The organism is Streptomyces sp. NBC_00322 (assembly GCF_036147535.1).
Classification (GTDB): domain Bacteria; phylum Actinomycetota; class Actinomycetes; order Streptomycetales; family Streptomycetaceae; genus Streptomyces.
Genome location: NZ_CP108019.1, coordinates 6802243 through 6827800 on the forward strand (window position 1 = coordinate 6802243; position 25558 = coordinate 6827800).

At 69.7% G+C, this 25558-nt stretch carries 25 protein-coding genes; 16 read left to right on the forward strand and 9 right to left on the reverse strand.

All coding sequences use genetic code 11. The features are described 5' to 3' along the window. Positions 1–74: 74 nt before the first annotated feature. The 4 genes from OG905_RS31005 to OG905_RS31020 all read left to right on the forward strand — a co-directional run bounded on the left by OG905_RS31005 (position 75) and on the right by OG905_RS31020 (position 4349). Complete coding sequence (locus OG905_RS31005; protein WP_003976875.1) at positions 75–410, forward strand: RNA polymerase-binding protein RbpA; 336 nt, start codon at positions 75–77, stop codon at positions 408–410. Positions 411–596: 186 nt separating this feature from the next. Then, the gene (gene pgi / locus OG905_RS31010; protein WP_328682695.1) at positions 597–2249 is read left to right on the forward strand and encodes a glucose-6-phosphate isomerase; all 1653 of its coding nucleotides are present in this window, start codon (positions 597–599) and stop codon (positions 2247–2249) included. A gap of 4 nt (positions 2250–2253) precedes the next feature. Continuing rightward, positions 2254–2754 carry a PH domain-containing protein gene (locus OG905_RS31015; protein WP_328679222.1) on the forward strand — a complete coding sequence of 167 codons (501 nt, stop codon included), beginning with the start codon at positions 2254–2256 and terminating at the stop codon, positions 2752–2754. After that, a complete protein-coding gene (locus OG905_RS31020; protein WP_328679224.1) occupies positions 2751–4349 on the forward strand; it encodes a PH domain-containing protein in 1599 nt (532 codons plus the stop codon). Before OG905_RS31015 ends, OG905_RS31020 begins: the two co-directional genes overlap by 4 nt. Before the next feature lie 186 nt (positions 4350–4535). Here OG905_RS31020 and pgl read toward each other — a convergent pair whose 3' ends face one another. The 5 genes from pgl to tkt are packed head-to-tail and all read right to left on the reverse strand — an operon-like array spanning position 4536 to position 11106. Continuing rightward, on the reverse strand, positions 4536–5318 hold the full coding sequence (pgl, locus tag OG905_RS31025) for a 6-phosphogluconolactonase (RefSeq protein ID WP_328679226.1): 783 nt from the start codon (positions 5316–5318) through the stop codon (positions 4536–4538). Continuing rightward, positions 5315–6331 (reverse strand): glucose-6-phosphate dehydrogenase assembly protein OpcA, encoded by a 1017-nt coding sequence (gene opcA, locus OG905_RS31030; protein ID WP_328679228.1) that lies wholly within the window; start codon positions 6329–6331, stop codon positions 5315–5317. Before opcA ends, pgl begins: the two co-directional genes overlap by 4 nt. After that, positions 6328–7860, reverse strand: coding sequence for a glucose-6-phosphate dehydrogenase (gene zwf, locus OG905_RS31035; protein WP_328679231.1), 1533 nt, complete (start codon positions 7858–7860; stop codon positions 6328–6330). Before zwf ends, opcA begins: the two co-directional genes overlap by 4 nt. A gap of 5 nt (positions 7861–7865) precedes the next feature. Further along, a complete protein-coding gene (gene tal / locus OG905_RS31040) occupies positions 7866–8984 on the reverse strand; it encodes a transaldolase (protein WP_328679233.1) in 1119 nt (372 codons plus the stop codon). A gap of 34 nt (positions 8985–9018) precedes the next feature. Continuing rightward, positions 9019–11106, reverse strand: a complete 2088-nt coding sequence (tkt, locus tag OG905_RS31045) for a transketolase (RefSeq protein ID WP_328679235.1) — start codon at positions 11104–11106, stop codon at positions 9019–9021. A gap of 479 nt (positions 11107–11585) precedes the next feature. On the opposite strand from tkt, the gene OG905_RS31050 reads away from it, so the two are divergent. From OG905_RS31050 to OG905_RS31060, 3 genes are all read left to right on the forward strand, one after another. Then, a complete protein-coding gene (locus OG905_RS31050; RefSeq protein WP_328679237.1) occupies positions 11586–12533 on the forward strand; it encodes a heme o synthase in 948 nt (315 codons plus the stop codon). A gap of 45 nt (positions 12534–12578) precedes the next feature. Further along, the gene (locus tag OG905_RS31055) at positions 12579–12908 is read left to right on the forward strand and encodes a hypothetical protein (protein ID WP_328679239.1); all 330 of its coding nucleotides are present in this window, start codon (positions 12579–12581) and stop codon (positions 12906–12908) included. A gap of 65 nt (positions 12909–12973) precedes the next feature. Further along, positions 12974–14077 (forward strand): amidohydrolase, encoded by a 1104-nt coding sequence (locus OG905_RS31060; RefSeq protein ID WP_328679241.1) that lies wholly within the window; start codon positions 12974–12976, stop codon positions 14075–14077. Here OG905_RS31060 and OG905_RS31065 read toward each other — a convergent pair. From OG905_RS31065 to OG905_RS31080, 4 genes are all read right to left on the reverse strand, one after another. After that, positions 14063–15055 (reverse strand): COX15/CtaA family protein, encoded by a 993-nt coding sequence (locus OG905_RS31065; protein WP_328679243.1) that lies wholly within the window; start codon positions 15053–15055, stop codon positions 14063–14065. The genes OG905_RS31060 and OG905_RS31065 overlap by 15 nt on opposite strands. A gap of 36 nt (positions 15056–15091) precedes the next feature. Beyond that, the gene (locus OG905_RS31070) at positions 15092–16210 is read right to left on the reverse strand and encodes a hypothetical protein (RefSeq protein WP_328679244.1); all 1119 of its coding nucleotides are present in this window, start codon (positions 16208–16210) and stop codon (positions 15092–15094) included. Between the two features lie 93 nt (positions 16211–16303). Continuing rightward, a complete protein-coding gene (locus OG905_RS31075) occupies positions 16304–17071 on the reverse strand; it encodes an ABC transporter permease (protein ID WP_328679245.1) in 768 nt (255 codons plus the stop codon). Further along, complete coding sequence (locus tag OG905_RS31080; RefSeq protein ID WP_328679246.1) at positions 17071–17994, reverse strand: ABC transporter ATP-binding protein; 924 nt, start codon at positions 17992–17994, stop codon at positions 17071–17073. The genes OG905_RS31075 and OG905_RS31080 overlap by 1 nt, the downstream gene beginning before the upstream one ends. A 468-nt stretch (positions 17995–18462) precedes the next feature. Here OG905_RS31080 and OG905_RS31085 point away from each other — a divergent pair, with 468 nt between their 5' ends. The 9 genes from OG905_RS31085 to OG905_RS31125 all read left to right on the forward strand — a co-directional run bounded on the left by OG905_RS31085 (position 18463) and on the right by OG905_RS31125 (position 25465). Beyond that, complete coding sequence (locus OG905_RS31085; RefSeq protein ID WP_328679247.1) at positions 18463–19203, forward strand: helix-turn-helix transcriptional regulator; 741 nt, start codon at positions 18463–18465, stop codon at positions 19201–19203. Then, positions 19200–20621, forward strand: coding sequence for a Fe-S cluster assembly protein SufB (gene sufB / locus OG905_RS31090; RefSeq protein WP_328679248.1), 1422 nt, complete (start codon positions 19200–19202; stop codon positions 20619–20621). The genes OG905_RS31085 and sufB overlap by 4 nt, the downstream gene beginning before the upstream one ends. Positions 20622–20686: 65 nt before the next feature. Beyond that, positions 20687–21868, forward strand: a complete 1182-nt coding sequence (gene sufD, locus OG905_RS31095; protein ID WP_328679249.1) for a Fe-S cluster assembly protein SufD — start codon at positions 20687–20689, stop codon at positions 21866–21868. Continuing rightward, complete coding sequence (locus tag OG905_RS31100; RefSeq protein WP_328679251.1) at positions 21868–22188, forward strand: bifunctional 3-phenylpropionate/cinnamic acid dioxygenase ferredoxin subunit; 321 nt, start codon at positions 21868–21870, stop codon at positions 22186–22188. Before sufD ends, OG905_RS31100 begins: the two co-directional genes overlap by 1 nt. 7 nt (positions 22189–22195) lie before the next feature. After that, the gene (gene sufC, locus OG905_RS31105; protein WP_142216415.1) at positions 22196–22960 is read left to right on the forward strand and encodes a Fe-S cluster assembly ATPase SufC; all 765 of its coding nucleotides are present in this window, start codon (positions 22196–22198) and stop codon (positions 22958–22960) included. Continuing rightward, a complete protein-coding gene (locus tag OG905_RS31110) occupies positions 22957–24213 on the forward strand; it encodes a cysteine desulfurase (protein WP_328679255.1) in 1257 nt (418 codons plus the stop codon). The genes sufC and OG905_RS31110 overlap by 4 nt, the downstream gene beginning before the upstream one ends. Before the next feature lie 11 nt (positions 24214–24224). Further along, complete coding sequence (gene sufU / locus OG905_RS31115) at positions 24225–24680, forward strand: Fe-S cluster assembly sulfur transfer protein SufU (protein WP_324990233.1); 456 nt, start codon at positions 24225–24227, stop codon at positions 24678–24680. Beyond that, the gene (locus OG905_RS31120) at positions 24677–25015 is read left to right on the forward strand and encodes a metal-sulfur cluster assembly factor (RefSeq protein ID WP_266477654.1); all 339 of its coding nucleotides are present in this window, start codon (positions 24677–24679) and stop codon (positions 25013–25015) included. Before sufU ends, OG905_RS31120 begins: the two co-directional genes overlap by 4 nt. A gap of 84 nt (positions 25016–25099) precedes the next feature. Next, a complete protein-coding gene (locus OG905_RS31125) occupies positions 25100–25465 on the forward strand; it encodes a VOC family protein (RefSeq protein ID WP_328679264.1) in 366 nt (121 codons plus the stop codon). The last annotated feature ends 93 nt before the right edge of the window (positions 25466–25558 follow it).

A 25558-nucleotide genomic window follows, 5' to 3' on the forward strand; every position in this document is an offset into this window, starting at 1 on the left:
TTACGTAGACTGGGGCACCGCGGCGCAGCCGCTGTGAGACGCTGTGAAGCACCATCACGCAGGGAGTTACGACCGTGGCAAGTGGCAACGCGATCCGGGGAAGCCGGGTCGGAGCGGGGCCGATGGGTGAGGCCGAGCGGGGCGAGTCCGCGCCGCGCCTGCGCATCTCCTTCTGGTGCTCCAACGGGCACGAGACGCAGCCGAGCTTCGCCAGCGACGCACAGGTTCCCGAGACGTGGGACTGCCCGCGCTGCGGGTTCCCGGCCGGTCAGGATCGGGACAATCCACCGGACCCGCCGCGTACGGAGCCGTACAAGACGCACCTCGCCTATGTGCGCGAGCGGCGCAGCGACGCGGACGGTGAGGCGATTCTCGCCGAAGCGCTTGCCAAACTGCGGGGCGAGATCTAGAGATTGCGGTCCGGCCGGACACCTGGGTGCCCGGCCGGATTTCTTTTTGACGCGTCCTCCGCTTCTTCGGCGCGTCTTCAGCGATGCGTCTCTTCGACGTACGCCGTGGCACCCCGCTGATCAATTAGGTTGGAGACGCAGCGGGGCACGCAGGCAGGTACGAGAAGAAGTGGGCTGATGTCCAAGATGAGCGCAGAAGGCCGTACGAGGCTCAACCAGACGCCCGAATGGGCCGCTCTCGGCAAGCACCGCGAGCAGCTGGGACAGACACATCTGCGGGAGCTGTTCGCGGCCGACGAGGCACGCGGCAGCGGCTACACCCTCCAGGTCGGGGACCTCCACCTCGACTACTCCAAGCACCTGGTGACCGACGAGACGCTGGCGCTGCTGCGCGAGCTGGCCGCGGCCACCGGCGTCGGGGCCCTGCGGGACGCGATGTTCCGCGGCGAGAAGATCAACACCACTGAGAACCGGGCCGTTCTGCACACGGCCCTGCGCGCCCCGCGCGACGCCGTGATCGAGGTGGACGGCGAGAACGTGGTGCCCGCCGTGCACGCGGTACTCGACAAGATGGCCGCCTTCTCGGAGCGGATCCGCTCCGGCGAGTGGACCGGCCACACCGGCAGGCCCATCAAGAACATCGTCAACATCGGCATCGGCGGCTCCGATCTGGGCCCCGCCATGGCCTACGAGGTGCTGCGCTCCTTCACCGCGCGCGATCTGACGGTCCACTTCGTCTCGAACGTCGACGGGGCCGATCTGCACGAGGCCGTACGGGACCTGGACGCGGCCGAGACGCTGTTCATCATCGCCTCCAAGACCTTCACCACCATCGAGACCATCACCAACGCCACCTCCGCCCGCGACTGGCTGCTCACCGAGCTGAACGCCGGTCAGGAGGCCGTCGCCAAGCACTTCGTCGCACTGTCGACCAATGCCGAGAAGGTCGGCGAGTTCGGCATCGACACGGCCAACATGTTCGAGTTCTGGGACTGGGTCGGCGGGCGCTACTCCTACGACTCCGCCATCGGGCTCTCGCTGATGATCGCGATCGGCCCGGACCGCTTCCGGGAGATGCTCGACGGCTTCCACCTCGTCGACGAGCACTTCCGTACGGCACCGCCTCAGACCAACGCCCCGCTGCTGCTCGGCCTGCTGGGCGTCTGGTACGGCGCCTTCTTCGACGCGCAGTCGCATGCGGTGCTGCCGTACTCCCACTACCTGTCCAAGTTCACCGCGTATCTGCAGCAGCTCGACATGGAGTCCAACGGCAAGTCCGTGGACCGTGAGGGCAACCGCGTGGACTGGCAGACCGGACCCGTCGTCTGGGGCACGCCGGGCACCAACGGGCAGCACGCGTACTACCAGTTGATCCACCAGGGCACCAAGGTCATCCCGGCGGACTTCATCGGCTTCGCCAGGCCCGTCGCGGATCTGTCGCCGCGTCTGGTTGCCCAGCACGACCTGCTGATTGCCAACTTCTTCGCGCAGACCCAGGCGCTCGCCTTCGGCAAGACGCCGGACGAGGTACGGGCCGAGGGCGTTCCCGAGGAGCTGGTGGCGCACAAGACGTTCCGGGGCAACCACCCGACGACGACGATCCTCGCGGACGAGCTCACGCCGTCCGTCCTCGGCCAGCTCATCGCGCTGTACGAGCACAAGGTGTTCGTCCAGGGCGCCATCTGGAACATCGACTCCTTCGACCAGTGGGGCGTCGAACTCGGCAAGGTCCTCGCCAAGAAGATCGAGCCGGTACTGACCGCGGGGACGGGCGGCGGGCAGCTGGACAGCTCGACCGCGACGCTGGTGGCCAAGTACCGCACGCTGCGCGGTCGCTGAGCCGATGACGGGGGAGGGCGCGGTGCGGCTGAGGCCGCCGAACAATACGCTCGACGAGCGGGTCGTCGGCTGGTGGCGGGTCCAGTGGCTGCTGGCAACGGCGGTCCCGGTGGTGGTACTGGCCGTGCTGGGCGCGTTCATCGCGCCTGCGCGGCCACCACTGCTGACGGTCGCCGCGGTGGTGGCGGTGCTGGGTCTGGCCGGCACCGCCTTCTTCCCCGCCTGGTGGTTCCGGGTGCACCGCTGGGAGGTCACGGACGAGGCCGTCTTCGTCCGTACGGGAGCGCTCTGGCAGGAGTGGCGGATCGCGCCCATGTCCCGGATCCAGACCGTCGACACGGTGCGCGGACCGCTGGAACAGGCCTTCCGGCTCGCCACGGTCGTCGTCACGACCGCGTCCTCCAAAGGCGCGATCAAGATCGGGGGGCTCGACCATGAGCTCGCCTCCCAACTCGCCGAGCAGCTAACCCGGATCACCCAGGCCACACCCGGGGACGCGACATGAGCTCCCCGGACGGGGACTGGCAGCGGCTCGAACGGCGTACGGTCCTGGTCGCCGCGCTCGTCATGGCGGGCGTGGCCGCGGGCGCCGGGCTGCCCACCGCCCTCGGACTCGCGGGTGGCATGCCGCTGTGGCAGGCGTTCGCCTGGGTACTGGCCGGGGCCGTGCCGCTGATCGCGGCGGGCACGGGCGCGGACTATGTACGGTGGCGCCGCACCCGCTACCGCATAGGACCCGAGCGCGCCGAACTCCACACCGGACTGCTGCTGGTCAGACGTCGCTCGCTGGCACGCGAACGCATCCGCAGCGTCGACCTGGCCGCCAATCCACTGCTGCGCGTCCTCGGCCTGGTCAAGGTGCGCATCGGCACCGGCGAACACAGCGACGGCGAGTCCACGCTGGAGCTCGACGCTGTGGGCAAGGCCGAGGGTGAGCGGCTGCGCAGGGAACTGCTGGCCCGGGCGGCGTCCGAACCAGGCATAGGCGAGGGCGAACTCGCCGCACTCGACCCGGCCTGGCTCCGCTACGCCCCTGTCTCCTTCGTCGCCCCGCTGCTCGGCGGCGCGGCCGCCGGCGGTGTGATGCAGGTCAGCGAATGGTTCGGGGCACAGGGCAAGGTCATCGACTGGGTGGGGGACCGTTTCCGGGACACCTCCGTCCTCTGGACGGTCCTGGTTCTTGTCGGCGCGTTCCTGGTCGCCGGGATCCTCGGCGCGCTCGGCCTCTGGATCGAGATGTGGTGGAACTACCGCCTGGAGCGGGAGCCCGGCGGCACACTGCGGGTGCGCAGGGGCCTGTTCACCGCCCGCTCGATCTCCATAGAGGAGCGCAGGCTGCGCGGTGTGGAACTGATCGAGCCGCTCGGCGTCAGGCTGTTCGGCGCGGCCCGTGTCGACGCGATCGCCACGGGGCTCGTCGACGACGAGCAGGACAAACACGCCGACCTGAAGGTGCTGCTGCCGCCGGCGCCGCGGGCGGTGGCGGACGAGGTGGCAGCACGGGTGCTGCGCGAATCCGTCGCCCCGACGACCGCGGCCCCACTGACCGCCCACCCGCGGGCCGCGCGCACCCGCAGGCTGAGATGGGCGCTGACGGCGGTGCTGCTGCCCCTGCTGGTGCTGACGGTCCTCGGTGCCTGGCTCACGCCCGTCCTGCTGTACATCGCGGCGGCGGGCGCGGTGGTGGGGCTGCCGGTCTCGGTGGTCCTCGCCCTGGACGCGTACCGCGCTTTGGGGCACGGCATCAGCGGCGCGTATCTGGTGGCCCGCTCCGGCACCGTCCGCCGCGCGACGGTCGCGCTGCAGCGGGGTGGAGTCATCGGCTGGACCGTGAAGCAGTCGGTCTTCCAGCGCCGGGCCGGAGTGCTGACGCTGACGGCGACGACGGCCGCGGGGGCGGGCGCGTACTCGGTCTACGACGCGGCGGAGGACGAGGGCCTGGCCTTCGCCGCGGAGGCGGTGCCGGGGGTGCTTGAGCCGTTTCTCGTCGCCTGCGGCGGGGCTGTTCCCCTACCCGCCCTTTCCCGAACTGGGGCTCCGCCCCAGACCCCCGCCTTAAGCTCCCCCAGACTTCGTCCGGGGGGACCCCCACGGGGCTGATGTGCGGCTCGGCCGCACATCCAGCCCGTCCGGCGTTTGAGGACACTCCCCCTACGCCCTGCGGGCGTGGGGGGACCCCCAGAAGGGCGTACGGGGGTCTGGGGGCTTGCCCCCAGTTACGGGATGGGGGTACCTCCCACGGCCGCCAGGCCGTAGGGGGAGGGCGGGGTGGGGGAGGACCCCCCGTCAGGGCGACGCCGGCGGGTACAACCCCCGCGGCAACCCCGACGCCGCCGCCGCGTCCAGCAGCCACAGCGTCCGGCTTCGCCCATGCGCCCCCGCGGCCGGTGCCTGGACCTCCCCCGCCCCCGAGAGGGCTATCGTCACCGCCTTCGCCTTGTCCTCGCCCGCCGCCAGCAGCCAGACCTCGCGTGCCGCCCGGATCGCCGGGAGCGTGAGCGAGATACGCGTGGGCGGGGGCTTGGGCGCGCCGTGGACGCCGACAACGGTGCGGGAGGACTCGCGGACCCCGGGCAGCTCGGGGAAGAGCGACGCCACATGCGTGTCGGGTCCGACGCCGAGCATGAGGACGTCGAACGTCGGCACCGGACCGTGGTCCTCCGGGCCCGCCGCCGCGGCGAGTTCGGCGGCGTACGCGGCGGCCGCGGCATCCGCGTCGTTGCCGTACGGGCCGTCCGACGCGGGCATCGCGTGCACCCGCGCCGGATCCACCGGCACGCTGTCGAGCAGGGCCTCACGGGCCTGTGTGACATTGCGCTCCGGGTCGCCCTCCGGGAGGAACCGCTCGTCTCCCCACCACAGGTCCAGCCGTGGCCAGTCGATCGCGTCCCGGGCCGAGGAGGCCCCGAGCGCGGCCAGCAGGGCGTTGCCGTTGCGGCCGCCCGTCAGGACCACCGACGCCGAGCCGCGTGCGGCCTGCGCGTCCACGATCTTGGTGATCAGACGCGCCGCCGCGGCCTGTGCCATCAGCTCCTTGTCACGGTGGACGACGAGCTGCGGTGCACTCACTTCGCGGCCGCCTTCTTGGCCTGGGCGGCCTTCTTCGCGGGCGCGATCTTCTCGGCGGACTTGGACGCGTCGGCCGCGTCGTCCCCCCCGCCGGCCAGCCGGTGGACGCCGAACCGCAGCGCCGAGGCGTAGGTGTCGTCCGGGTCGAGCCGCCGCAGTTCCTCCGCGATCAGCTCGGCCGTGTCGCGCCGCTTGAGCGCCACCGCCCGGTCCGGCTGCCCCTCGATGGACAGCGTCGCGAGCGAGCCGTCCGCCCGGTCCAGCACGATCTGCCCGGTGCTGGTCTCCATCCGTACGGCCGTGAGGCCCGGACCGGAGGACTGCGACCGCTTCACCGGTACGTGCAGCCGGTCGGCCAGCCACATGGCGAGCAGCTCGCAGCTCGGGTTGAACTCCTCGCCCTCCACCTCGACCGATGTGACCTCGCACATCACCTGGTCCAGGGCGGCCGCGAGCATGGAGCGCCACGGCGTGATCCTGGTCCAGGACAGATCGGTGTCGCCCGGGGTGTAGGCCTCGGCGCGGGCCGTCAGTTCGTGCACCGGCTGCTCGGAGGCGTACGTGTCCGTGACCCGGCGCTGCGCCAGCGCGCCCAGCGGGTCGTTGGCCGGGTCGCTCGGCGAGTTCACCGGCCACCAGGCCACGACCGGTGCGTCGGGCAGCAGCAGCGGCAGGACCACCGACTGGGCGTGGTTGACCACCTCGCCGTACAGCCGCAGCACCACCGTCTCGCCGGTGCCCGCGTCCGCCCCGACGCGCACCTCGGCGTCCAGGCGCGCCTTGGCCCGGTCGCGTGGCGAGCGCGAGACGCGCTTGATGACGACGAGGGTGCGCGAAGGGTGTTCGCGCGAGGCCTCGGTGGCGGCCTTCAGCGCGTCGTAGGCGTTCTCCTCGTCGGTGACGATGACAAGGGTGAGCACCATGCCGACGGCCGGGGTGCCGATCGCCCGGCGCCCCTGCACCAGGGCCTTGTTGATCTTGCTGGAGGTGGTGTCCGTAAGGTCGATCTTCATGGCCGACGCCAGCTCCGTCCGTCTCGTGCGAGCATTTCGTCCGCCTCGACCGGGCCCCATGTACCGGCCTGGTACTGCGCGGGCTTGCCGTGCCTGTCCCAGAACTGCTCGATCGGGTCGAGGATCTTCCAGGAGAGCTCGACCTCGGCCAGCCTCGGGAAGAGGTTGGAGTCACCGAGCAGGACGTCGAGGATGAGGCGCTCGTACGCCTCGGGGCTTGATTCGGTGAAGGACTCGCCGTACGCGAAGTCCATCGAGACGTCCCGGACCTCCATCGAGGTGCCCGGCACCTTCGAGCCGAACCGCATCGTCACACCCTCGTCCGGCTGGACCCGGATCACCAGGGCGTTCTGCCCCAGCTCCTCGGTGGCCGTGTGGTCGAAGGGGGAGTGCGGGGCGCGCTGGAAGATCACCGCGATCTCGGTGACCCGGCGGCCGAGCCGCTTGCCCGTACGGAGGTAGAACGGGACGCCCGCCCAGCGGCGGTTGTCGATCTCCAGCTTGATTGCCGCGTAGGTGTCGGTCTTCGACTTGGGGTCGATGCCGTCTTCCTGGAGATAGCCGACGGCCTTCTCGCCGCCCTGCCAGCCCGCGGCGTACTGCGCGCGCACCGTGCCGGTGGCCAGGTTCTTGGGCAGCTTCACCGCGCCGAGCACCTTGGTCTTCTCGGCCGCGAGCGCGTCCGCGTCGAAGGAGGCGGGCTCCTCCATCGCGGTCAGTGCGAGCAGTTGGAGCAGGTGGTTCTGGATGACGTCACGGGCGGCGCCGATGCCGTCGTAGTAGCCGGCGCGACCGCCGATGCCGATGTCCTCGGCCATGGTGATCTGGACATGGTCGACGTACGAGCGGTTCCAGATCGGCTCGAAGAGCGTGTTGGCGAAGCGCAGCGCCAGGATGTTCTGGACCGTCTCCTTGCCGAGGTAGTGGTCGATCCGGAAGACCTCGTTGGCCGGGAAGACCTCGTGCACCACCTGGTTGAGCTCCATGGCGGAGACCAGGTCGTGGCCGAAGGGCTTCTCGATGACGGCGCGGCGCCAGGAGCCGTCCGTCTGGTCGGCCAGACCGTGCTTCTTGAGCTGCTGGACGACCTTGGGGAAGAACTTCGGCGGCACGGAGAGGTAGAAGGCGAAATTGCCGCCGGTTCCCTGGACCTTGTCGAGGTCCTCGATGGTGGACTTCAGCGTCTCGAAGGCGTCGTCGTCGTCGAAGTCGCCCTGGACGAAGCGCATCCCCTGGATGAGCTGCTGCCAGACCTCCTCGCGGAACGGCGTACGGGCATGGGCCTTGACGGCGTCGTGGACCTCCTGGGCGAAGTCCTCGTGCTGCCACTCGCGGCGGGCGAAGCCGACGAGCGAGAAGCCCGGCGGCAGCAGGCCGCGATTGGCCAGGTCATAGATAGCGGGCATCAACTTTTTACGTGACAAATCGCCCGTAACGCCAAAGATGACCAGGCCCGACGGCCCCGCGATACGCGGGAGCCGTCGGTCTGCGGCGTCACGGAGCGGGTTGGCTCCGCCAGTACCGGACAAGGTGGTCAGCCCTCCGAAGGAGCGAGGCGCTTGAGCTCGGCCTCGGTCGACTTGAGCAGGTCGTTCCAGGACACGGCGAACTTGTCGACACCCTCGTCCTCGAGGACCTGGACGACATCGTCGTAGGAGATCCCGAGCTTCGCGACCGCGTCGAGGTCGGCGCGCGCCTGCTCGTAGGTGCCGCGCACGGTGTCACCAGTGATCTCGCCGTGGTCGGCGGTGGCGTCGAGGGTGGCCTCCGGCATGGTGTTCACCGTGCCGGGCGCGACCAGGTCGTCGACGTACAGCGTGTCCTTGTACGCCGGGTCCTTGACGCCGGTCGAGGCCCACAGCGGACGCTGCTTATTGGCCTGCGCCTTGTCGAGCGCGGCCCAGCGGTCCGACGAGAAGACCTCCTCGTACGCCTCGTACGCCAGACGGGCGTTGGCGACGGCCGCCTTGCCGCGGGCCTCCTTGGCCTCGGGCGTGCCCAGGGCGTCCAGGCGCTTGTCGATCTCGGTGTCCACGCGGGACACGAAGAAGGAGGCGACGGACTGGATCTTGGACAGCTCCAGGCCGGCGGCCTTGGCCTTCTCCAGACCGGCCAGGTAGGCGTCCATGACCTCGCGGTAGCGCTCCAGCGAGAAGATCAGCGTGACATTGACGCTGATGCCCTTGCCGATGACCTCGGTGATCGCCGGCAGACCGGCCTTCGTCGCCGGGATCTTGATGAGGGTGTTGGGACGGTCCACCAGCCAGGCGAGCTGCTTGGCCTCGGCGATGGTCGCCGGGGTGTTGTGCGCCAGGCGCGGGTCGACCTCGATGGAGACCCGGCCGTCCTGGCCGCCGGTGGCGTCGAAGACCGGGCGCAGGATGTCGGCGGCGTCGCGGACGTCCGCCGTCGTGATCATGCGTACGGCTTCCTCGACTGTCACCTTGCGCACGGCGAGGTCGGTGAGCTGCTGCTCGTAACCGTCACCGTGCGAGATCGCCTTCTGGAAGATCGAGGGGTTGGTGGTGACGCCCACGACGTGCTGCTGGTCGATCAGTTCGGCGAGATTGCCGGACGTGATCCGCTTGCGGGACAGGTCGTCGAGCCAGATCGCGACGCCTTCGTCGGAGAGGCGCTTGAGTGCGTCTGTCATGAGAGTTGCATCTCCTACTTGTCGTATACGGGCGTCAGCGCGCCGCGGCCTCAAGAGATTCCCGCGCGGCGGCGGCCACCGCGTCGCCAGTGAAGCCGAACTCACGGAAGAGAACCTTGCCGTCGGCCGAAGCGCCGAAGTGCTCCAGCGAAACGATGCGACCGGCGTCACCGACGAAACGGTGCCAGGTCAGACCGATACCTGCCTCGACCGCCACGCGCGCCTTCACGGCCGGCGGCAGCACCGAGTCGCGGTACTGCTGGTCCTGCTGCTCGAACCACTCGACGCACGGCATCGAGACGACCCGGGTCGGGATGCCCGCGGCCTGCAGCTGCTCGCGCGCCTCGACGGCGAGCTGCACCTCGGAGCCGGTACCGATGAGGACCACCTCGGGCTTGCCGCCCTCGGCGTCGAACATCACGTAACCGCCCTTTGCGGCTTCCTCGTTGCGCTCGTACGTCGGCACACCCTGGCGGGTCAGCGCGAGACCGTGCGGGGCGCCCACACCGAACTCCTTGGTGTAGCGCTTGAGGATCTCGCGCCAGGCGATCGCGGTCTCGTTCGCGTCGGCCGGGCGGACGACGTTCAGGCCCGGGATGGCGCGCAGCGAGGCCAGGTGCTCGATGGGCTGGTGGGTCGGGCCGTCCTCGCCGAGGCCGATCGAGTCGTGCGTCCACACGTGCGTCACGGGCAGGTGCATCAGCGCGGCGAGCCGCACGGCATTGCGCATGTAGTCGGAGAACACCAGGAAAGTGCCGCCGTAGATACGGGTGTTGCCGTGCAGCGCGATGCCGTTCATGGTCGCGGCCATGGCGTGCTCGCGGATGCCGAAGTGGATCGTGCGGCCGTACTTGTCCGCGCCCGGCAGCGGGTTGCCGTCGGGCAGGAACGAGGACGTCTTGTCGATCGTCGTGTTGTTCGAGCCCGCCAGGTCGGCGGAGCCGCCCCACAGCTCGGGGATGACCGCGCCCAGCGCCTGGAGGATCTTGCCGGAGGCGGCGCGGGTGGCCACACCCTTGCCGGTCTCGAACTCCGGCAGCTTCTCCTCCCAGCCCGCGGGCAGCTCGCCCGCGCGGATCCGGTCGAACTCGGCGGCGCGCTGCGGGTTGGCGGTACGCCACGCGGCGAAGGTCTTCTCCCACTCGCCCCGCGCCTCACGGCCGCGGTCGAGCGCCTCGCGGGTGTGCGCGAGGACGGACTCGGAGACCTCGAAGCTCTTGTCCGGGTCGAAGCCCAGGACGCGCTTGGTGGCCGCGACCTCCTCGTCGCCGAGCGCCGAGCCGTGCGCGGCCTCGGTGTTCTGCGCGTGCGGGGCGGGCCAGGCGATGATCGAGCGGGCCGCGATGAAGGAGGGGCGCTCCGTCTCGGCCTGCGCCGCCTTCAGGGCCCGGTAGAGACCGGCCGGGTCGAGGTCGCCGCTCGGCAGCTGCTCGACGCGCTGGACGTGCCAGCCGTACGCCTCGTACCGCTTGAGGGTGTCCTCGGAGACGGCCGTCTCCGTGTCGCCCTCGATGGAGATGTGGTTGTCGTCCCACAGCAGCACCAGGTTGCCCAGCTTCTGGTGCCCGGCCAGCGAGGACGCCTCAGCGGAGATGCCCTCCTGGAGGCAGCCGTCACCGGCGATGGCCCAGATGGTGTGGTCGAACGGGGAGGTGCCCGCGGCGGCTTCCGGGTCGAACAGGCCGCGCTCGTAGCGGGAGGCCATGGCCATGCCCACCGCGTTGGCGACACCCTGGCCGAGCGGGCCGGTCGTCGTCTCGACGCCCGTCGTGTGCCCGTACTCCGGGTGGCCCGGGGTCTTGGAGCCCCAGGTCCTGAAGGCCTTCAGGTCGTCGAGCTCCAGGCCGTACCCGGCCAGGTAGAGCTGGATGTAGAGCGTCAGCGACGAGTGCCCGGCGGACAGCACGAAGCGGTCGCGGCCGGTCCAGTCCGCGTCGGCGGGGTCGTGCCGCATCAGCTTCTGGAACAGCACGTACGCGGCGGGCGCGAGGCTCATGGCCGTACCGGGGTGGCCGTTGCCGACCTTCTGTACGGAATCCATGGCCAGGACGCGGACGGTATCGACGGCCCGCTGGTCCAGATCGGTCCACTCGAGGTCTGTGGTCGTCGGCTTGGTGCTCACCCTGGGTCAGGGCTCCTCTCCACATGTTCATATCCGGTGACGACGGAAGCACCGGGCTTGCGGCCACCCGGTCTCAGGACCCGCGGCATCGCGTGCCGACGGCTGTCGCCTGGCTGCGAGTCGTCGCCGCGCGCAGCGCCGCTGCGCTCGGCTCCTCCGCCTTGCCATGCTCGGCCCTCGACCCGCTCCTTCTCCCGCGCTTCCTGACACCGGGCGACCGATGTCGAGCCTACCCCCGGAGCAACGCCCGGCTTTTCGAGTGCTCGCCATTCAAAACGCCGGACACAGCCAGGGTGCCGCGACAGCCGGGTCCCCGCCTGTCGGCGATGTATACGCGCGCCGCCCGGTCACCGCTCAACACGAGGCCACCCCCGCGAAGATCGGCATCTGGGCAACGTCTAGAGTGGCGTGGTACGCGCAAGTCTTTGCCCGGTATGCACTCCGGGAGCTTGCTGGGATTTTCTCTGTCAGGGGTGTGCGTGACGGCCGTCGAGTCCCGACCCGCAGGGGTCGTCTTGACTCTCAGCCCGGGGGGCCATCGGCCGTTCGGGGCCCGCGTCAAGGCATTCGTGGCGCTGACCAAGCCGCGGATCATCGAACTGCTGCTGATCACCACCGTTCCGGTGATGTTCCTGGCCGCGCAGGATGTGCCCGACCTCTGGCTCGTGCTCACGACGTGCGTGGGCGGCTACCTGTCGGCGGGTGGTGCCAACGCGCTGAACATGTACATCGACCGCGACATCGACGCGCTGATGGACCGTACGAACCAGCGCCCGCTGGTCACCGGAATGGTGTCGCCGCGCGAGGGCCTGGTCTTCGGCCTCGTACTCGCCGTCGTCTCCACGCTCTGGTTCGGGCTGCTGGTCAACTGGCTGTCCGCCGCCCTGTCGCTCGGCGCCCTGCTCTTCTACGTCATCGTCTACACGATGATCCTCAAGCGCCGCACCGCACAGAACATCGTCTGGGGCGGCATCGCGGGCTGTATGCCGGTCCTGATCGGCTGGTCCGCCGTCACCGACTCGGTGTCGTGGGCCGCGGTCATCCTCTTCCTCGTCATCTTCTTCTGGACGCCGCCGCACTACTGGCCGCTGTCGATGAAGGTCAAGGAGGACTACGCGCGCGTGGGCGTTCCGATGCTCCCCGTCGTCGCCTCCAACCGGGTCGTCGCCCGCCAGATCGTCTTCTACAGCTGGGTGATGGTCGCGGTCTCGCTGCTGCTCACGCCGCTCGGCTACACCGGCTGGTTCTACACCGCGGTGGCACTGGCGTCGGGCGGCTGGTGGCTGTGGGAGGCGCACTCCCTGCAGAACCGCGCCAAAGCCGGCGAGACGGGCGGCAAGCTCAAGGAGATGCGGCTCTTCCACTGGTCCATCACCTATGTGTCGCTGCTCTTCGTCGCCGTCGCGATCGACCCCTTCCTGAGCTGATACCGGCGCTGGCACATCCGCCGTACCGGCGAGTAGCATCGCGGCATGGCAGACACCAAGCAGGCGAAGCAGGCAGAGCGCAAGGCGGCCAGGCTCGCCAAGCAGATCGGCGCCTTCTCCAAGGCGCACGGCGGCGCCGAGGGGCAGCTCGCGTACATGGGCCAGATGGGCACCCGCATCGTGCTCGTCGGCGAGGACGGCGGCTGGGGCGACCTCGTCGCGCCGAACCACTCCGTCGCCGAGGCCGCGGCCGAGAAGGCCGGGATCACGCTGCACGAGTCGTTCGACGGCGAGTTCGCCGCGAAGGTCCGCACCGGTCCGTACGAATGGAGCCGGATGGCAGGCATCCAGCTCGGCGGTCCGTCCAACGGCTGAGCAACACCTCGTCGGGGTGTCACCCGTTAGGACTGTGGAAACACGGTCCATGACTGGGAGCCCGGATGATCGACACCCCGACCCTCGTGGACCAGTACTGCCACGGCGTGCTCCGTACGGAGCTGGGCCTCGGCACCTTCGAGGCGCACCTGGGCAGGACCGCCGGGCCGCCCGCACCCGGCACCACGTTCTTCGACACCCAGACCGGCTTCGCGGTACGGCGCTGGTGCCCGCCGCTGCTGGATCTTGAGCCGCACTGCCCGCCCGCCCACTATCTCGCCCGCCGCCGCGAGCTGGGGGTGCTGGAGGCGGGCAGACGGCTGCTGAGGGGCAGCGGGATCTCCACCTATCTGGTGGACACGGGACTGCCCGGGGATCTCACCGGGCCACCCGAGATCGCCGCCGCGGGCGCGGCCGAGGCGCGGGAGATCGTGCGCCTCGAACTGCTCGCCGAACAGGTCGCCGACACCTCCGGCACCGTCGACAGCTTCCTCGCGAACCTCGCCGAGGCCGTGCACGGGGCCGCCGCCTCCGCCGTCGCCTTCACCTCGGTCGCGGCCGTCGGGCACGGGCTGGCCCTGGCCCCGGAACCGCCGGGCCCGGGGGAGGTACGCGGGGCCGCGGGGCGCTGGCTGGCCGGACGGCAGGTCGGCGGCAGGCTCACCGATCCGGTGCTGGTGCGGCATCTGCTGTGGATCGCGGTCGCCTCGGCACTGCCCCTCCAGCTGCACGTCGGCGTCGAGGACCCGATGCTGATGACCGGCTTCGCGGCCGCCTCGGCGGGTCTGGGCACCGATCTGGTGCTGCTGCACGGCTATCCGTACCACCGTCACGCCGCACATCTGGCGAGCGTGTTCCCGCATGTGTACGCCGATCTGGGGCCCGCCCTCGTGCATACGGGGGCGCGGGCGGCGGCAGTGCTCGCGGAGATCCTGGAGCTCGCGCCGTTCGGGAAGCTGCTCTTCTCCAGCGGCGCGCGCGGGCTGCCCGAACTGCATGTGGTGGGCGCGCGGATCTTCAAGGAGGCGCTGGCGCGGGTGCTCGACGGCTGGGTCGGCGACGGCGCCTGGTCCCGTACGGACGCGGACCGGGTCGCCGGGATGATCGCGGCGGGCAATGCCCGCCGCGTCTACGGACTGTCGGACAACGCGCTGTCAGGCGTTCGATAGCGCGGAGTCGGCCTGGACCGGGATCTCCGCCGCCGTCGTATCCGGACGCTCGCGCAGGCTCAGCGCGAGCCGCACCACCGCGATCCACATCAGCGCGGAGCCGAGCATATGGGCGGCGACCAGGGCCTCGGGGACATGCGTGAAGTACTGGACGTAACCGATCGCCCCCTGCGCGAGCAGCACGATCAGCAGATCGCGGGCGCGTGCCCGGGTGTCGTCGGGGGCGTCGACCACGCGCAGCACCAGCCACATCGCGACGGCCAGCGCACAGACGACCCAGGCGGCGATCGCGTGGACGTGCGCGGCGTTCGCCCAGTCCCAGGGCATACGCGGCACATCGCTGCTGTCGCCCGCGTGCTTGCCGGAGCCGGTCACCGAGGTGCCGAGCGCGATCAGCAGCGCGGAGGTGACGACGATCGCCCAGGACAGCTTGCGCACCGGGCGCGGGACGCGCGGGCGCGCTGCGCCGTCACCCTCGCCGGCCCGCTGCCAGGTGACCGTGGCGACCGTGAGGAGCCCAGTGGCGAGCAGGAAGTGCCCCGCCACGGTCCAGGGGTTGAGGCCCGCCCACACGGTGATGCCGCCGAGGACGGCGTTGCCCATGACGATCCAGAACTGCGACCAGGCCAGCCGGGACAGCCCGCGGCGCACCGGCTTCGCCGCGCTCGCCGCGACGATCGCCCAGCCGACCGCGGCCGACAGGACATACGTCAGCATCCGGTTGCCGAACTCGATCGCGCCGTGGATGCCCTGCTCGGGCGTGGCGAAGAGGCTGTCGTCCGTGCACTTGGGCCAGGTGTCGCAGCCGAGGCCGGAGCCGGTCAGCCGGACCGCGCCGCCGGTGACGATGATGACCACGCTCATCACGACGGCGGAGAGCGCGGCACGCCGGACGGTCTGCGGGGTGGGCGTCCAGCGCTGGGCGATAGAGGCGAGGGGGGTTTGCACGCGCCCTATCGTAGGCGGGGCCTTGTGCATGCCGGGGGTCCGGGGGTGTCCCCCGGGAAAGCACAGTCACGAGGGGGGTGCTGGGGTGTACGTCCGGCGGTAGCGGGAGCCGTCGAGGCGGTCCTCCTCCTCCCACCACACCGCGATCCGCCACGGCACCGACGGCGGCGGGCGATCGGGCGAGTCGAGAAACGCATCCGTCAGCTCGGCCGCGACCGCCTCAGCGCTGCGGTCCGTCACCGCGTCCGTGCCGCGCCAGGGGTGCCTCATCGGGGTCCAGGACCCGTCGGCTCCGTCGCGTACGTCGAACCGCCACACCGCCCGCCAGGAACGCGCCCGCAGGATCCGCCGTACCTCCGTGCCGTCCAGCTGGAGACCCTCGGCGATCGCGTCCGGCTCGATGCCCTCGATGCGCGCCGCCACCACCGCGAGCGGCAGCAGCCGCTGCGGAAGCAGTCCCTCCGAGCGCAGCCGCGTCAGCCCGCTGTCGAAGGGGCAGCGTCGCAGCCTGCGCTCCAACTGGTCGCTCAGGTGCTCCAGCGCGGCGGCATGGGCCGGCTCGCGCGCGTCGGGGGCCGACCACAGGGCGTGGAACTCACGCTCCGCCCGCACCGCCCAGGCCGCCGCGTCCGCCGGCTGCCCCAGCTCCTCGAGACGGTCGCCGAGGAAGGCATGGGCCTGGGCCAGACCCTCGCGGTTGCGCGGTTCGGTCCGGTCGAGGCGCTCCCAGACCTCGATGGCCCGCAGGGTGGCGGCGAGGGCGGCGTGCCCGTCCGCGTGGTCGTCGGGGGGAGGCTGCTCACCGCCCGGCTGGAAGGCGTACCGCGGCATGCCCAGCTCGTCGCTGAGCGGCTCGGCGAGATAGACGGCCTGGCTGATCAGCGCCCTGGCGTACCAGCGGGCGTGCTCGGCGTCGTGCCCGGCGGGCTCCTCGCAGCGCCGGACCGCCTCGTGGACCGCCTTCAGGGCCTCGGCGCGGCGGCCCGTGTCGAAGTGGTGCCGGGCGAGATCGCCGTATCGCAGGCTGAGCCGCGCGGTGAGCGAGAGGTCGTCCTCGGCGTGCGGGGCGAGCGCCGCGATGAGATCCGTCAGCATGCGCTCGCGTTCGCGGGGTGAGACACCGGCCCTGCGGGACCTGATCTTGGTCCATTCCGCGTCCATTCGCAGTGCGGCAGTCCGCTCCATCGACGCCTCCCACCGTGCGGATCTTGGCAGGCTCATACTGGCCCGTGAGTCAGTCCCGGCGGAAGACGCGTGAGTCGGCGGATGCCGCGTGAGCTACTCCCAGCGGAACAGCCGGGCGGCGGCCCCGAGTCCGAGCACCGCCCAGAGGGCGAGGATGCCCAGATCGCCCCACGGCACTCCCGCGCCGTGCTGGAGCACATCGCGCAGTCCGTCCGAGAGCGCCGAGATCGGCAGCAGCGCGAGCACCGACTCGACCCCGTCCGGGAACCTGTCCAGCGGCACGATCACCCCGCCGCCCACCAGGAGCAGCAGAAAGACCAGGTTGGCCGCGGCGAGCGTCGCCTCTGCCTTGAGCGTTCCGGCCATCAGCAGACCAAGGCCGGAGAAGGCGGCGGTGCCGAGGACGAGCAGCAGCAGGACGGCGAAGGGGTTTCCGTGCGGCGACCAGCCGAGCCCGAAGGCGATGACCGTCAGCAGGACGATCTGCAGCACTTCGGTGACCAGTACGGAGAGGGTCTTCGCGGCCATCAGCGCCCAGCGGGGGAGCGGCGACGCGCCGAGCCTCTTGAGGACTCCGTACCGCCGCTCGAAGCCGGTCGCGATGGCCTGGCCGGTGAAGGCGGTGGACATCACGGCCAGCGCGAGGACGCCCGGGGCCAGGAAGTCGACGGGCTCGCCACTGCCTGTGTCGACGACATCGACCGTCGAGAAGAGGACGAGCAGCAGCGACGGGATGATCACGGTGAGCAGCAGCTGCTCGCCGTTGCGCAGCAGCATCTTCGTCTCGAACGCGGCCTGCGCCGCGATCATCCGCCCGACCGGAGCGGCGCCGGGCCGCGGTGTGTACGTACCGGCGCTCATCAGCGCAGCTCCTTGCCGGTCAGCTCCAAAAACACGTCCTCCAGGGTGTGGCGCTCGACCGAGATGCCGTCGGGCATCACGCCGTGCTGCGCGCACCAGGAGGTCACGGTCGCCAGCAGCTGCGGGTCGACCTGGCCGGTGATGCGGTACGCGCCCGGGGTGAGCTCGACCGCCTCCGTCCCGTCGGGCAGTGCCTTGAGCAGCGAGCCGACGTCGAGGCCGGGCCGCCCGGTGAAGCGCAGGGTGTTCTCGGCGCCGCCGCGGCAGAGCTGTTCCGGGCTGCCCTGGGCGATGACCTTGCCCGCGTCGATGATCGCGACATCGTCGGCGAGCGCTTCGGCCTCGTCCATGAAGTGCGTGGTCAGGACGGTGGAGACGCCGTCCTGGCGGAGTTCGCGTACGAGCTCCCAGGTGGAGCGCCGGGCCTGCGGGTCGAGACCGGCGGTCGGCTCGTCGAGGAAGACCAGTTCGGGGCGGCCGACGACGGCCATGGCCAGCGCGAGGCGCTGCTGCTGGCCGCCGGACAGGCGCCGGTAGGTGGTGCGGCCGCAGTTGCCGAGGCCGAGGCGCTCGATGAGTGCGTCCACGTCCAGCGGGTGGGCGTGGAGTTTCGCCATGTGGCGCAGCATCTCCTCCGCGCGGGCGCCCGAGTACACGCCGCCGGACTGGAGCATCACGCCGATCCTCGGTCGCAGCTTCGCGGCGTCGGCGACCGGGTCGAGCCCGAGGACGCGCACTGTGCCCGCGTCGGCGCGGCGGTAGCCCTCGCAGGTCTCGACCGTGGTGGTCTTACCGGCTCCGTTGGGGCCGAGGACGGCGGTCACGGAGCCCCGGGGGACCTCGAGGTCGAGGCCGTTCACGGCCGTCTTGGATCCGTACCGCTTCACCAGGCGCCGGATCTGGACGACGGACTCGCTTCGCATGCCGAGGAGTCTAGGCGGGGGTGGAGGACCCCCGGGAGCGGGGGCCGAGACCCATGGGACGGCCGTGACGTGAATGGCCTGAACTGGCGCCTGAGGCGTATCCGGCAGCAACAGCACCCTCACCGCCTCGCACCGGAAAATCGTCGTCGAGTGGCGCAACGGGCAGATCGCGGGGCCCTGGAGGCGGGCGTCCGCACCGCCCACGACCGGGCCTTCACGGTTCAGGGCACGGACGGCCGGCTCAACTTCAGATTTCGTGGCGAATTCCGGCAGGACTCTGGTGCATTCGATCAGGGTCGGCGACCGTCCCGATCTTGCAGGCTAAATTCTCGGGAATTGCCTGGTCAGGGCCCGTTCGGCAGCAGCCGGGCGGGCACTGTTCTTAGGTGACCCTTAGTGATGAAGCGCACCGGCTCACGCCTTGGACGGCAGTTGTCACGCTCAGAGGAATTACGCAACAATGGCGTTGTGAAAAACGTTGGCGAGGCTCCGCAGGAGGAACTCGCGACCGGAGAGCGCTCTACGCGCAACCGGGTCGCGCGCTCCATCCTGGACCACGGCCCGTCCACCGTGGCCGATCTCGCGGGACGCCTGGGCCTCACCCAGGCAGCCGTCCGCCGCCATCTCGACTCGCTCGTCCACGAGAACGTCATCGAAGCCCGTGAGCAGCGGGTCTACGGCGCGCGCACGCGCGGGCGGCCCGCGAAGGTGTTCGCCCTGACCGACTGCGGCCGGGACGCCTTCGACCAGTCGTACGACACGCTGGCCGTCGACGCGCTCCGCTGGATAGAGCGGACCGCAGGTGGAGGAGCGGCAGGCGAGGCGGCCGTCTCCGCCTTCGCCCGGGACCGGCTCGAAGCGCAGGCCGAGGCCTATCGCACGGCGGTCGACGCCGCTCCCCCCGAGGAACGCACCGAAGCCCTGGCCAAGGCCTTGAGTGCCGACGGGTACGCTGCTACGGCGCGTAGCGCACCGGTCGGCGAACAGCTCTGCCAGCACCACTGCCCGGTCGCCCATGTCGCCGAGCAGTACCCCCAGCTGTGCGAGGCGGAGACCGAGGTCTTCTCCCGCCTCTTGGGCACGCATGTGCAGCGTCTGGCCACCATCGCCCACGGTGACGGCGTCTGCACCACGTTCATCCCGCACAGCGCCCCACAGACCACCACAGAATCAGCATCCACAAGCACGGCCGGGAGGAACCCCGCATGACTCTCCCCACGGAGACTGCCCACCCCGAACTCGAGGGCCTGGGTACGTACGAATTCGGCTGGGCCGACTCCGACGCGGCGGGTGCCGCTGCCAAGCGCGGCCTCTCCGAGGCAGTCGTCCGCGACATCTCGGCGAAGAAGAACGAGCCGGAGTGGATGCTGAAGCTGCGCCTGAAGGGCCTGCGGCTGTTCGGCAAGAAGCCCATGCCGAGCTGGGGCTCGGACCTGTCGGGCATCGACTTCGACAACATCAAGTACTTCGTGCGGTCCACGGAGAAGCAGGCGGAGTCCTGGGAGGACCTGCCCGAGGACATCAAGAACACGTACGACAAGCTCGGCATCCCGGAGGCGGAGAAGCAGCGCCTGGTCGCCGGTGTCGCCGCCCAGTACGAGTCCGAGGTCGTCTACCACCAGATCCGTGAGGACCTGGAGGAGCAGGGCGTCATCTTCCTCGACACGGACACCGCGCTGAAGCAGCACCCGGAGCTCTTCCAGGAGTACTTCGGCACCGTCATCCCGGTCGGCGACAACAAGTTCGCCTCGCTGAACTCCGCCGTGTGGTCCGGCGGCTCGTTCATCTACGTGCCGAAGGGCGTGCGCGTCGACATCCCGCTGCAGGCCTACTTCCGTATCAACACGGAGAACATGGGCCAGTTCGAGCGGACGCTGATCATCGTCGACGAGGACGCCTACGTCCACTACGTCGAGGGCTGTACCGCCCCGATCTACTCCTCGGACTCGCTGCACAGCGCCGTCGTCGAGATCATCGTCAAGAAGGGCGGCCGCTGCCGCTACACGACGATCCAGAACTGGTCGAACAACGTCTACAACCTGGTCACCAAGCGCGCCGTGGCGTACGAGGGCGCGACCATGGAGTGGGTCGACGGCAACATCGGCTCCAAGGTCACCATGAAGTACCCGGCCGTCTACCTCATGGGCGAGCACGCCAAGGGCGAGACCCTGTCCATCGCCTTCGCGGGCGAGGGCCAGCACCAGGACGCCGGCGCCAAGATGGTCCACATGGCCCCGAACACCTCCTCCAACATCGTCTCCAAGTCGGTGGCGCGAGGCGGTGGCCGTACCTCCTACCGCGGTCTGATCGAGATCGGCGAGGGCGCTCCGGGCGCGAAGTCCAACGTGCTCTGTGACGCGCTGCTGGTCGACACGATCTCCCGCTCCGACACGTACCCCTACGTGGACGTGCGCGAGGACGACGTGTCCATGGGCCACGAGGCGACCGTCTCCAAGGTCTCCGAGGACCAGCTCTTCTACCTGATGAGCCGTGGCATGACGGAGTTCGAGGCGATGGCGATGATCGTGCGCGGCTTCGTCGAGCCGATCGCCAAGGAACTCCCCATGGAGTACGCACTGGAGCTCAACCGGCTGATCGAGCTGCAGATGGAGGGGTCGGTCGGCTAGCGCCCGCCCTCCCCAGCAGCGACTGATTTCTTACGCAGAGGCAGAGAGAGAGCACGACGACAGCCATGGCTGAGGCTCAGAACATTCCGGCGGGGTCCACCACTGCCGGCTCGATCGCGGTGGCCGCCGAGTCGACCGTCGCCACCCGCATGAGTGCGCCGCCGTCCTTCGACGTGGCGGACTTCCCGGTCCCGCACGGCCGCGAGGAGGAGTGGCGTTTCACTCCGCTGGAGCGGCTGGCCGGTCTGCACGACGGCACCGCCGTCGCGAACGGCACCGGCATCAAGGTCGACATCGACGCGCCCGACGGCGTCGTCGTCGAGACCGTGGGCCGGGACGACGCGCGGCTCGGCAAGGCCGGCACCCCGGTGGACCGCGTGGCCGCCCAGGCGTACTCCTCCTTCGAGAAGGCCTCGGTCGTCAGCGTGCCCAAGGAGACCGTGCTCACCGAGCCGGTCCGGATCGCCGTCCACGGCGAGGGCGGCACCGCCTTCGCCCACCAGATCATCGAGCTCGGCGCCTTCGCCGAGGCCGTCGTGGTCATCGACCACACCGGCGACGCGGTCCTCGCCGCCAATGTCGACTACCTGCTCGGCGACGGCGCGAAGCTCACTGTCGTCTCCGTCCAGGACTGGGACGACAAGGCCGTCCACGTCTCCCAGCACAATGCGCTGGTCGGCCGCGACGCCTCGTTCAAGTCGATCGTGGTCACCTTCGGCGGCGATCTCGTACGTCTGCACCCGCGCGTCTCCTACGCGGGCACCGGCGGCGAGGCCGAGCTCCTCGGCCTCTACTTCACCGACGCCGGCCAGCACCAGGAGCACCGGCTCATGGTCGACCACAACGCCCCGCACTGCCGCTCCAACGCCGCCTACAAGGGCGCGCTGCAGGGCCAGGACGCGCACGCGGTGTGGATCGGCGATGTCCTCATCGAGGCGAAGGCCGAGGGCACGGACACCTACGAGATGAACCGCAACCTCGTCCTCACCGACGGCGCTCGGGTCGACTCCGTACCGAACCTGGAGATCGAGACCGGCGAGATCGTCGGCGCCGGTCACGCCTCCGCCACCGGCCGCTTCGACGACGAGCAGCTCTTCTACCTCCAGTCCCGTGGCATCCCCGCCGACGAGGCCCGCCGCCTCGTGGTCCGCGGTTTCTTCGCCGAGCTGGTCCAGAAGATCGGTCTGCCCGACGTCGAGGAGCGCCTGCTCGCCAAGATCGACGCGGAGCTGGAGGCTTCCGTCTGATGGCCGCCTTCGTCCGAGCCTGTGGGCTGAGCGAGCTGGAGGAGGACACCCCCAAGCGGGTGGAACTCGACGGCACGCCGATCTCCGTCGTCCGGACCGATGGCGAGGTCTTCGCCATCAACGACGTCTGCTCGCACGCGAATGTCTCGCTGTCCGAGGGCGAGGTGGAGGACTGCCAGATCGAGTGCTGGCTGCACGGCTCCAGCTTCGACCTCCGCACCGGCAAGCCGTCCGGCCTCCCGGCGACGCGCCCCGTCCCCGTATACCCCGTCAAGATCGAAGGGGACGATGTGCTCGTCTCCGTCACCCAGGAGTCCTGAGTCACCCATGGCAACGCTTGAAATCCGCGACCTGCACGTTTCCGTCGAGGCCGAGAACGGCCCCCGGGAGATCCTCAAGGGCGTCGACCTGACCGTGAAACAGGGCGAGACCCACGCCATCATGGGCCCCAACGGCTCCGGCAAGTCGACCCTCGCGTACTCCATCGCGGGCCACCCCAAGTACACGATCACCCGTGGCACCGTGACCCTGGACGGCGAGGACGTCCTTGAGATGACCGTCGACGAGCGCGCCCGCGCCGGCATGTTCCTGGCCATGCAGTACCCGGTCGAGGTCCCCGGCGTCTCGGTCTCCAACTTCCTGCGTACGTCGGCGACGGCGATCCGCGGCGAGGCCCCCAAGCTGCGTACCTGGGTGAAGGAGGTCAAGTCCGCGATGGAGACGCTCCAGATGGACCCGGCCTTCGCCGAGCGCAATGTGAACGAGGGCTTCTCCGGCGGTGAGAAGAAGCGCCACGAGATCCTTCAGCTGGAGCTGCTCAAGCCGAAGATCGCGATCCTCGACGAGACCGACTCCGGTCTGGACGTCGACGCGCTGCGCCAGGTCTCCGAGGGCGTCAACCGCGTCCACGCGAGCGGCGAGGTCGGCACCCTGCTGATCACCCACTACACGCGCATCCTGCGCTACATCAAGCCCGACTTCGTGCACGTGTTCGCGAACGGCCGCATCGCCGAGTCCGGCGGCGCCGAGCTCGCCGACAAGCTCGAGGCCGAGGGCTACGAGGCATACACGAAGGGTGGCGTATCCGCGTGACACAGCTGCCGGGCCTCCTCGACACCGAGGCGATCCGCAAGGACTTCCCGATCCTGGACCGCTTGATCCACGACGGGAAGAAGCTCGTGTACCTGGACAACGCGGCGACGTCCCAGACGCCGCGCCAGGTGCTCGATGTGCTGAGCGAGTACTACGAACAGCACAATGCCAACGTCCACCGCGGTATCCATGTGCTCGCCGAGGAGGCCACGGCGCTGTACGAGGGTGCCCGCGACAAGGTCGCCGCCTTCATCAACGCGCCGAGCCGCGACGAGGTGATCTTCACCAAGAACGCCTCCGAGTCGCTCAACCTCGTGGCCAACATGCTCGGCTGGGCGGACGAGCCCTACCGCGTGGACCACGAGACCGAGATCGTCATCACGGAGATGGAGCACCACTCCAACATCGTCCCGTGGCAGCTGCTCGCGCAGCGCACCGGCGCGAAGCTGAAGTGGTTCGGCCTCACCGACGACGGCCGCCTCGACCTGTCCAACATCGACGAGATCATCACCGAGAAGACGAAGATCGTCTCCTTCACGCTGGTCTCCAACATCATGGGCACGGTCAACCCGGTCGATGCGCTCGTGCGCCGAGCGCAGGACGTGGGCGCGCTGGTCCTCATCGACGCCTCGCAGGCCGCGCCGCACATGCCTCTGGACGTACAGGCGCTCGGTGCCGACTTCGTGGCCTTCACCGGCCACAAGATGTGCGGCCCGACGGGCATCGGCGTGCTGTGGGGCCGCCAGGAGCTGCTGGAGGACCTTCCGCCGTTCCTCGGCGGCGGCGAGATGATCGAGACCGTCTCGATGCACTCCTCCACGTACGCTCCCGCGCCGCACAAGTTCGAGGCCGGTACGCCCCCGATCGCCCAGGCCGTCGGCCTCGGCGCGGCCGTGGACTACCTCACCTCGATCGGCATGGACAAGATCGCCCAGCATGAGCACGCCCTCACCGAGTACGCGGTGAAGCGTCTCCTGGAGGTCCCCGACCTGCGGATCATCGGCCCCACCACGGCCGAGGAGCGCGGCGCCGCGATCTCCTTCACCCTGGGAGACATCCACCCGCACGACGTGGGCCAGGTCCTCGACGAGCAGGGCATCGCGGTCCGGGTCGGCCACCACTGCGCGCGGCCGGTCTGCCTGCGGTACGGAATTCCTGCGACCACGCGGGCGTCGTTCTATCTGTACTCCACGCCCGGCGAGGTCGATGCCTTGATCGACGGCCTGGAGCACGTCCGTAACTTCTTCGGATGAGGGACTGACGCGTGAAGCTGGATTCGATGTACCAGGAAGTCATCCTGGACCACTACAAGCACCCCCACGGGCGTGGTCTGCGCGATGGCGACGCCGAGGTGCACCACGTCAATCCGACGTGCGGTGACGAGATCACGCTCCGGGTGAAGTACGACGGTACTCGGATCGAGGACGTGTCGTACGAGGGCCAGGGCTGCTCGATCAGCCAGGCCTCCGCCTCCGTACTGAACGAGCTGCTGGTCGGCAAGGAGCTGGCCGAGGCGCAGAAGATCCAGGCGACGTTCCTGGAGCTGATGCAGTCCAAGGGCCAGATCGAGCCCGACGACGCGATGGAGGAGGTGCTGGAGGACGCGGTCGCGTTCGCCGGCGTCTCCAAGTACCCCGCCCGGGTGAAGTGTGCTCTGCTGAGCTGGATGGCGTGGAAGGACGCGACGGCGCAGGCGCTGTCCGAAGGGAAAACGGCATGACTGACAACGAGACCGCCACGATGAAGCCGGCCTCCGAGGAGGAGGTCCGCGAGGCGCTGTACGACGTCGTCGACCCCGAGCTGGGCATCGACGTCGTCAACCTCGGCCTGATCTACGGCATCCACATCGACGAGTCCAACATCGCCACCCTGGACATGACACTGACCTCCGCGGCCTGCCCGCTGACCGATGTGATCGAGGACCAGGCGAAGGCGGCGACGGACGGCATCGTCAACGAGCTGAAGATCAACTGGGTCTGGATGCCGCCGTGGGGCCCGGACAAGATCACGGACGACGGGCGCGAGCAGCTGCGCGCGCTGGGCTTCAACGTCTGAGCTTCAACGTACGAGCTTCAACGTCCGGGCCGGATTGTCCCAAGATCCTCGAAACGGCCATGCATGCCAGGCACACTGGCGGGCATGGCCGTTTCGCTGTACACCGTCGTCATCGACGCCCACGATCTGCCGGCGCTCGCCCGCTTCTGGAGCCAGGTCCTGGACTGGAAGATGGTCTTCGAGGCCGAGGACGAGATCACCATCGGCGCGGACGAGTTCTCCCTGCCGGGGATCACCTTCGTGCCCGTCCCCGAGCGCAAGACCGTCAAGAACAGGCTGCACATCGACCTCACACCCGACGACCAGGCCGCCGAGGTCGAGCGGATCATCGGGCTCGGGGCCCGGCGGGCCGACGCCGGGCAGGGGCCGGAAGCGACCTGGGTGGTGCTCGCCGACCCCGAGGGCAATGAGTTCTGCGTACTGCGTCCGAAGAAGACGCTGCTCGACTAGGGCGTGTTTTAGAAGTAGCGCCGTCCGCCCGCAGGGCGGGCCCCGCGGCGTCTGGTGCGTGCAATCGCAAGGCGGAGGATCGCCCTCGTACTG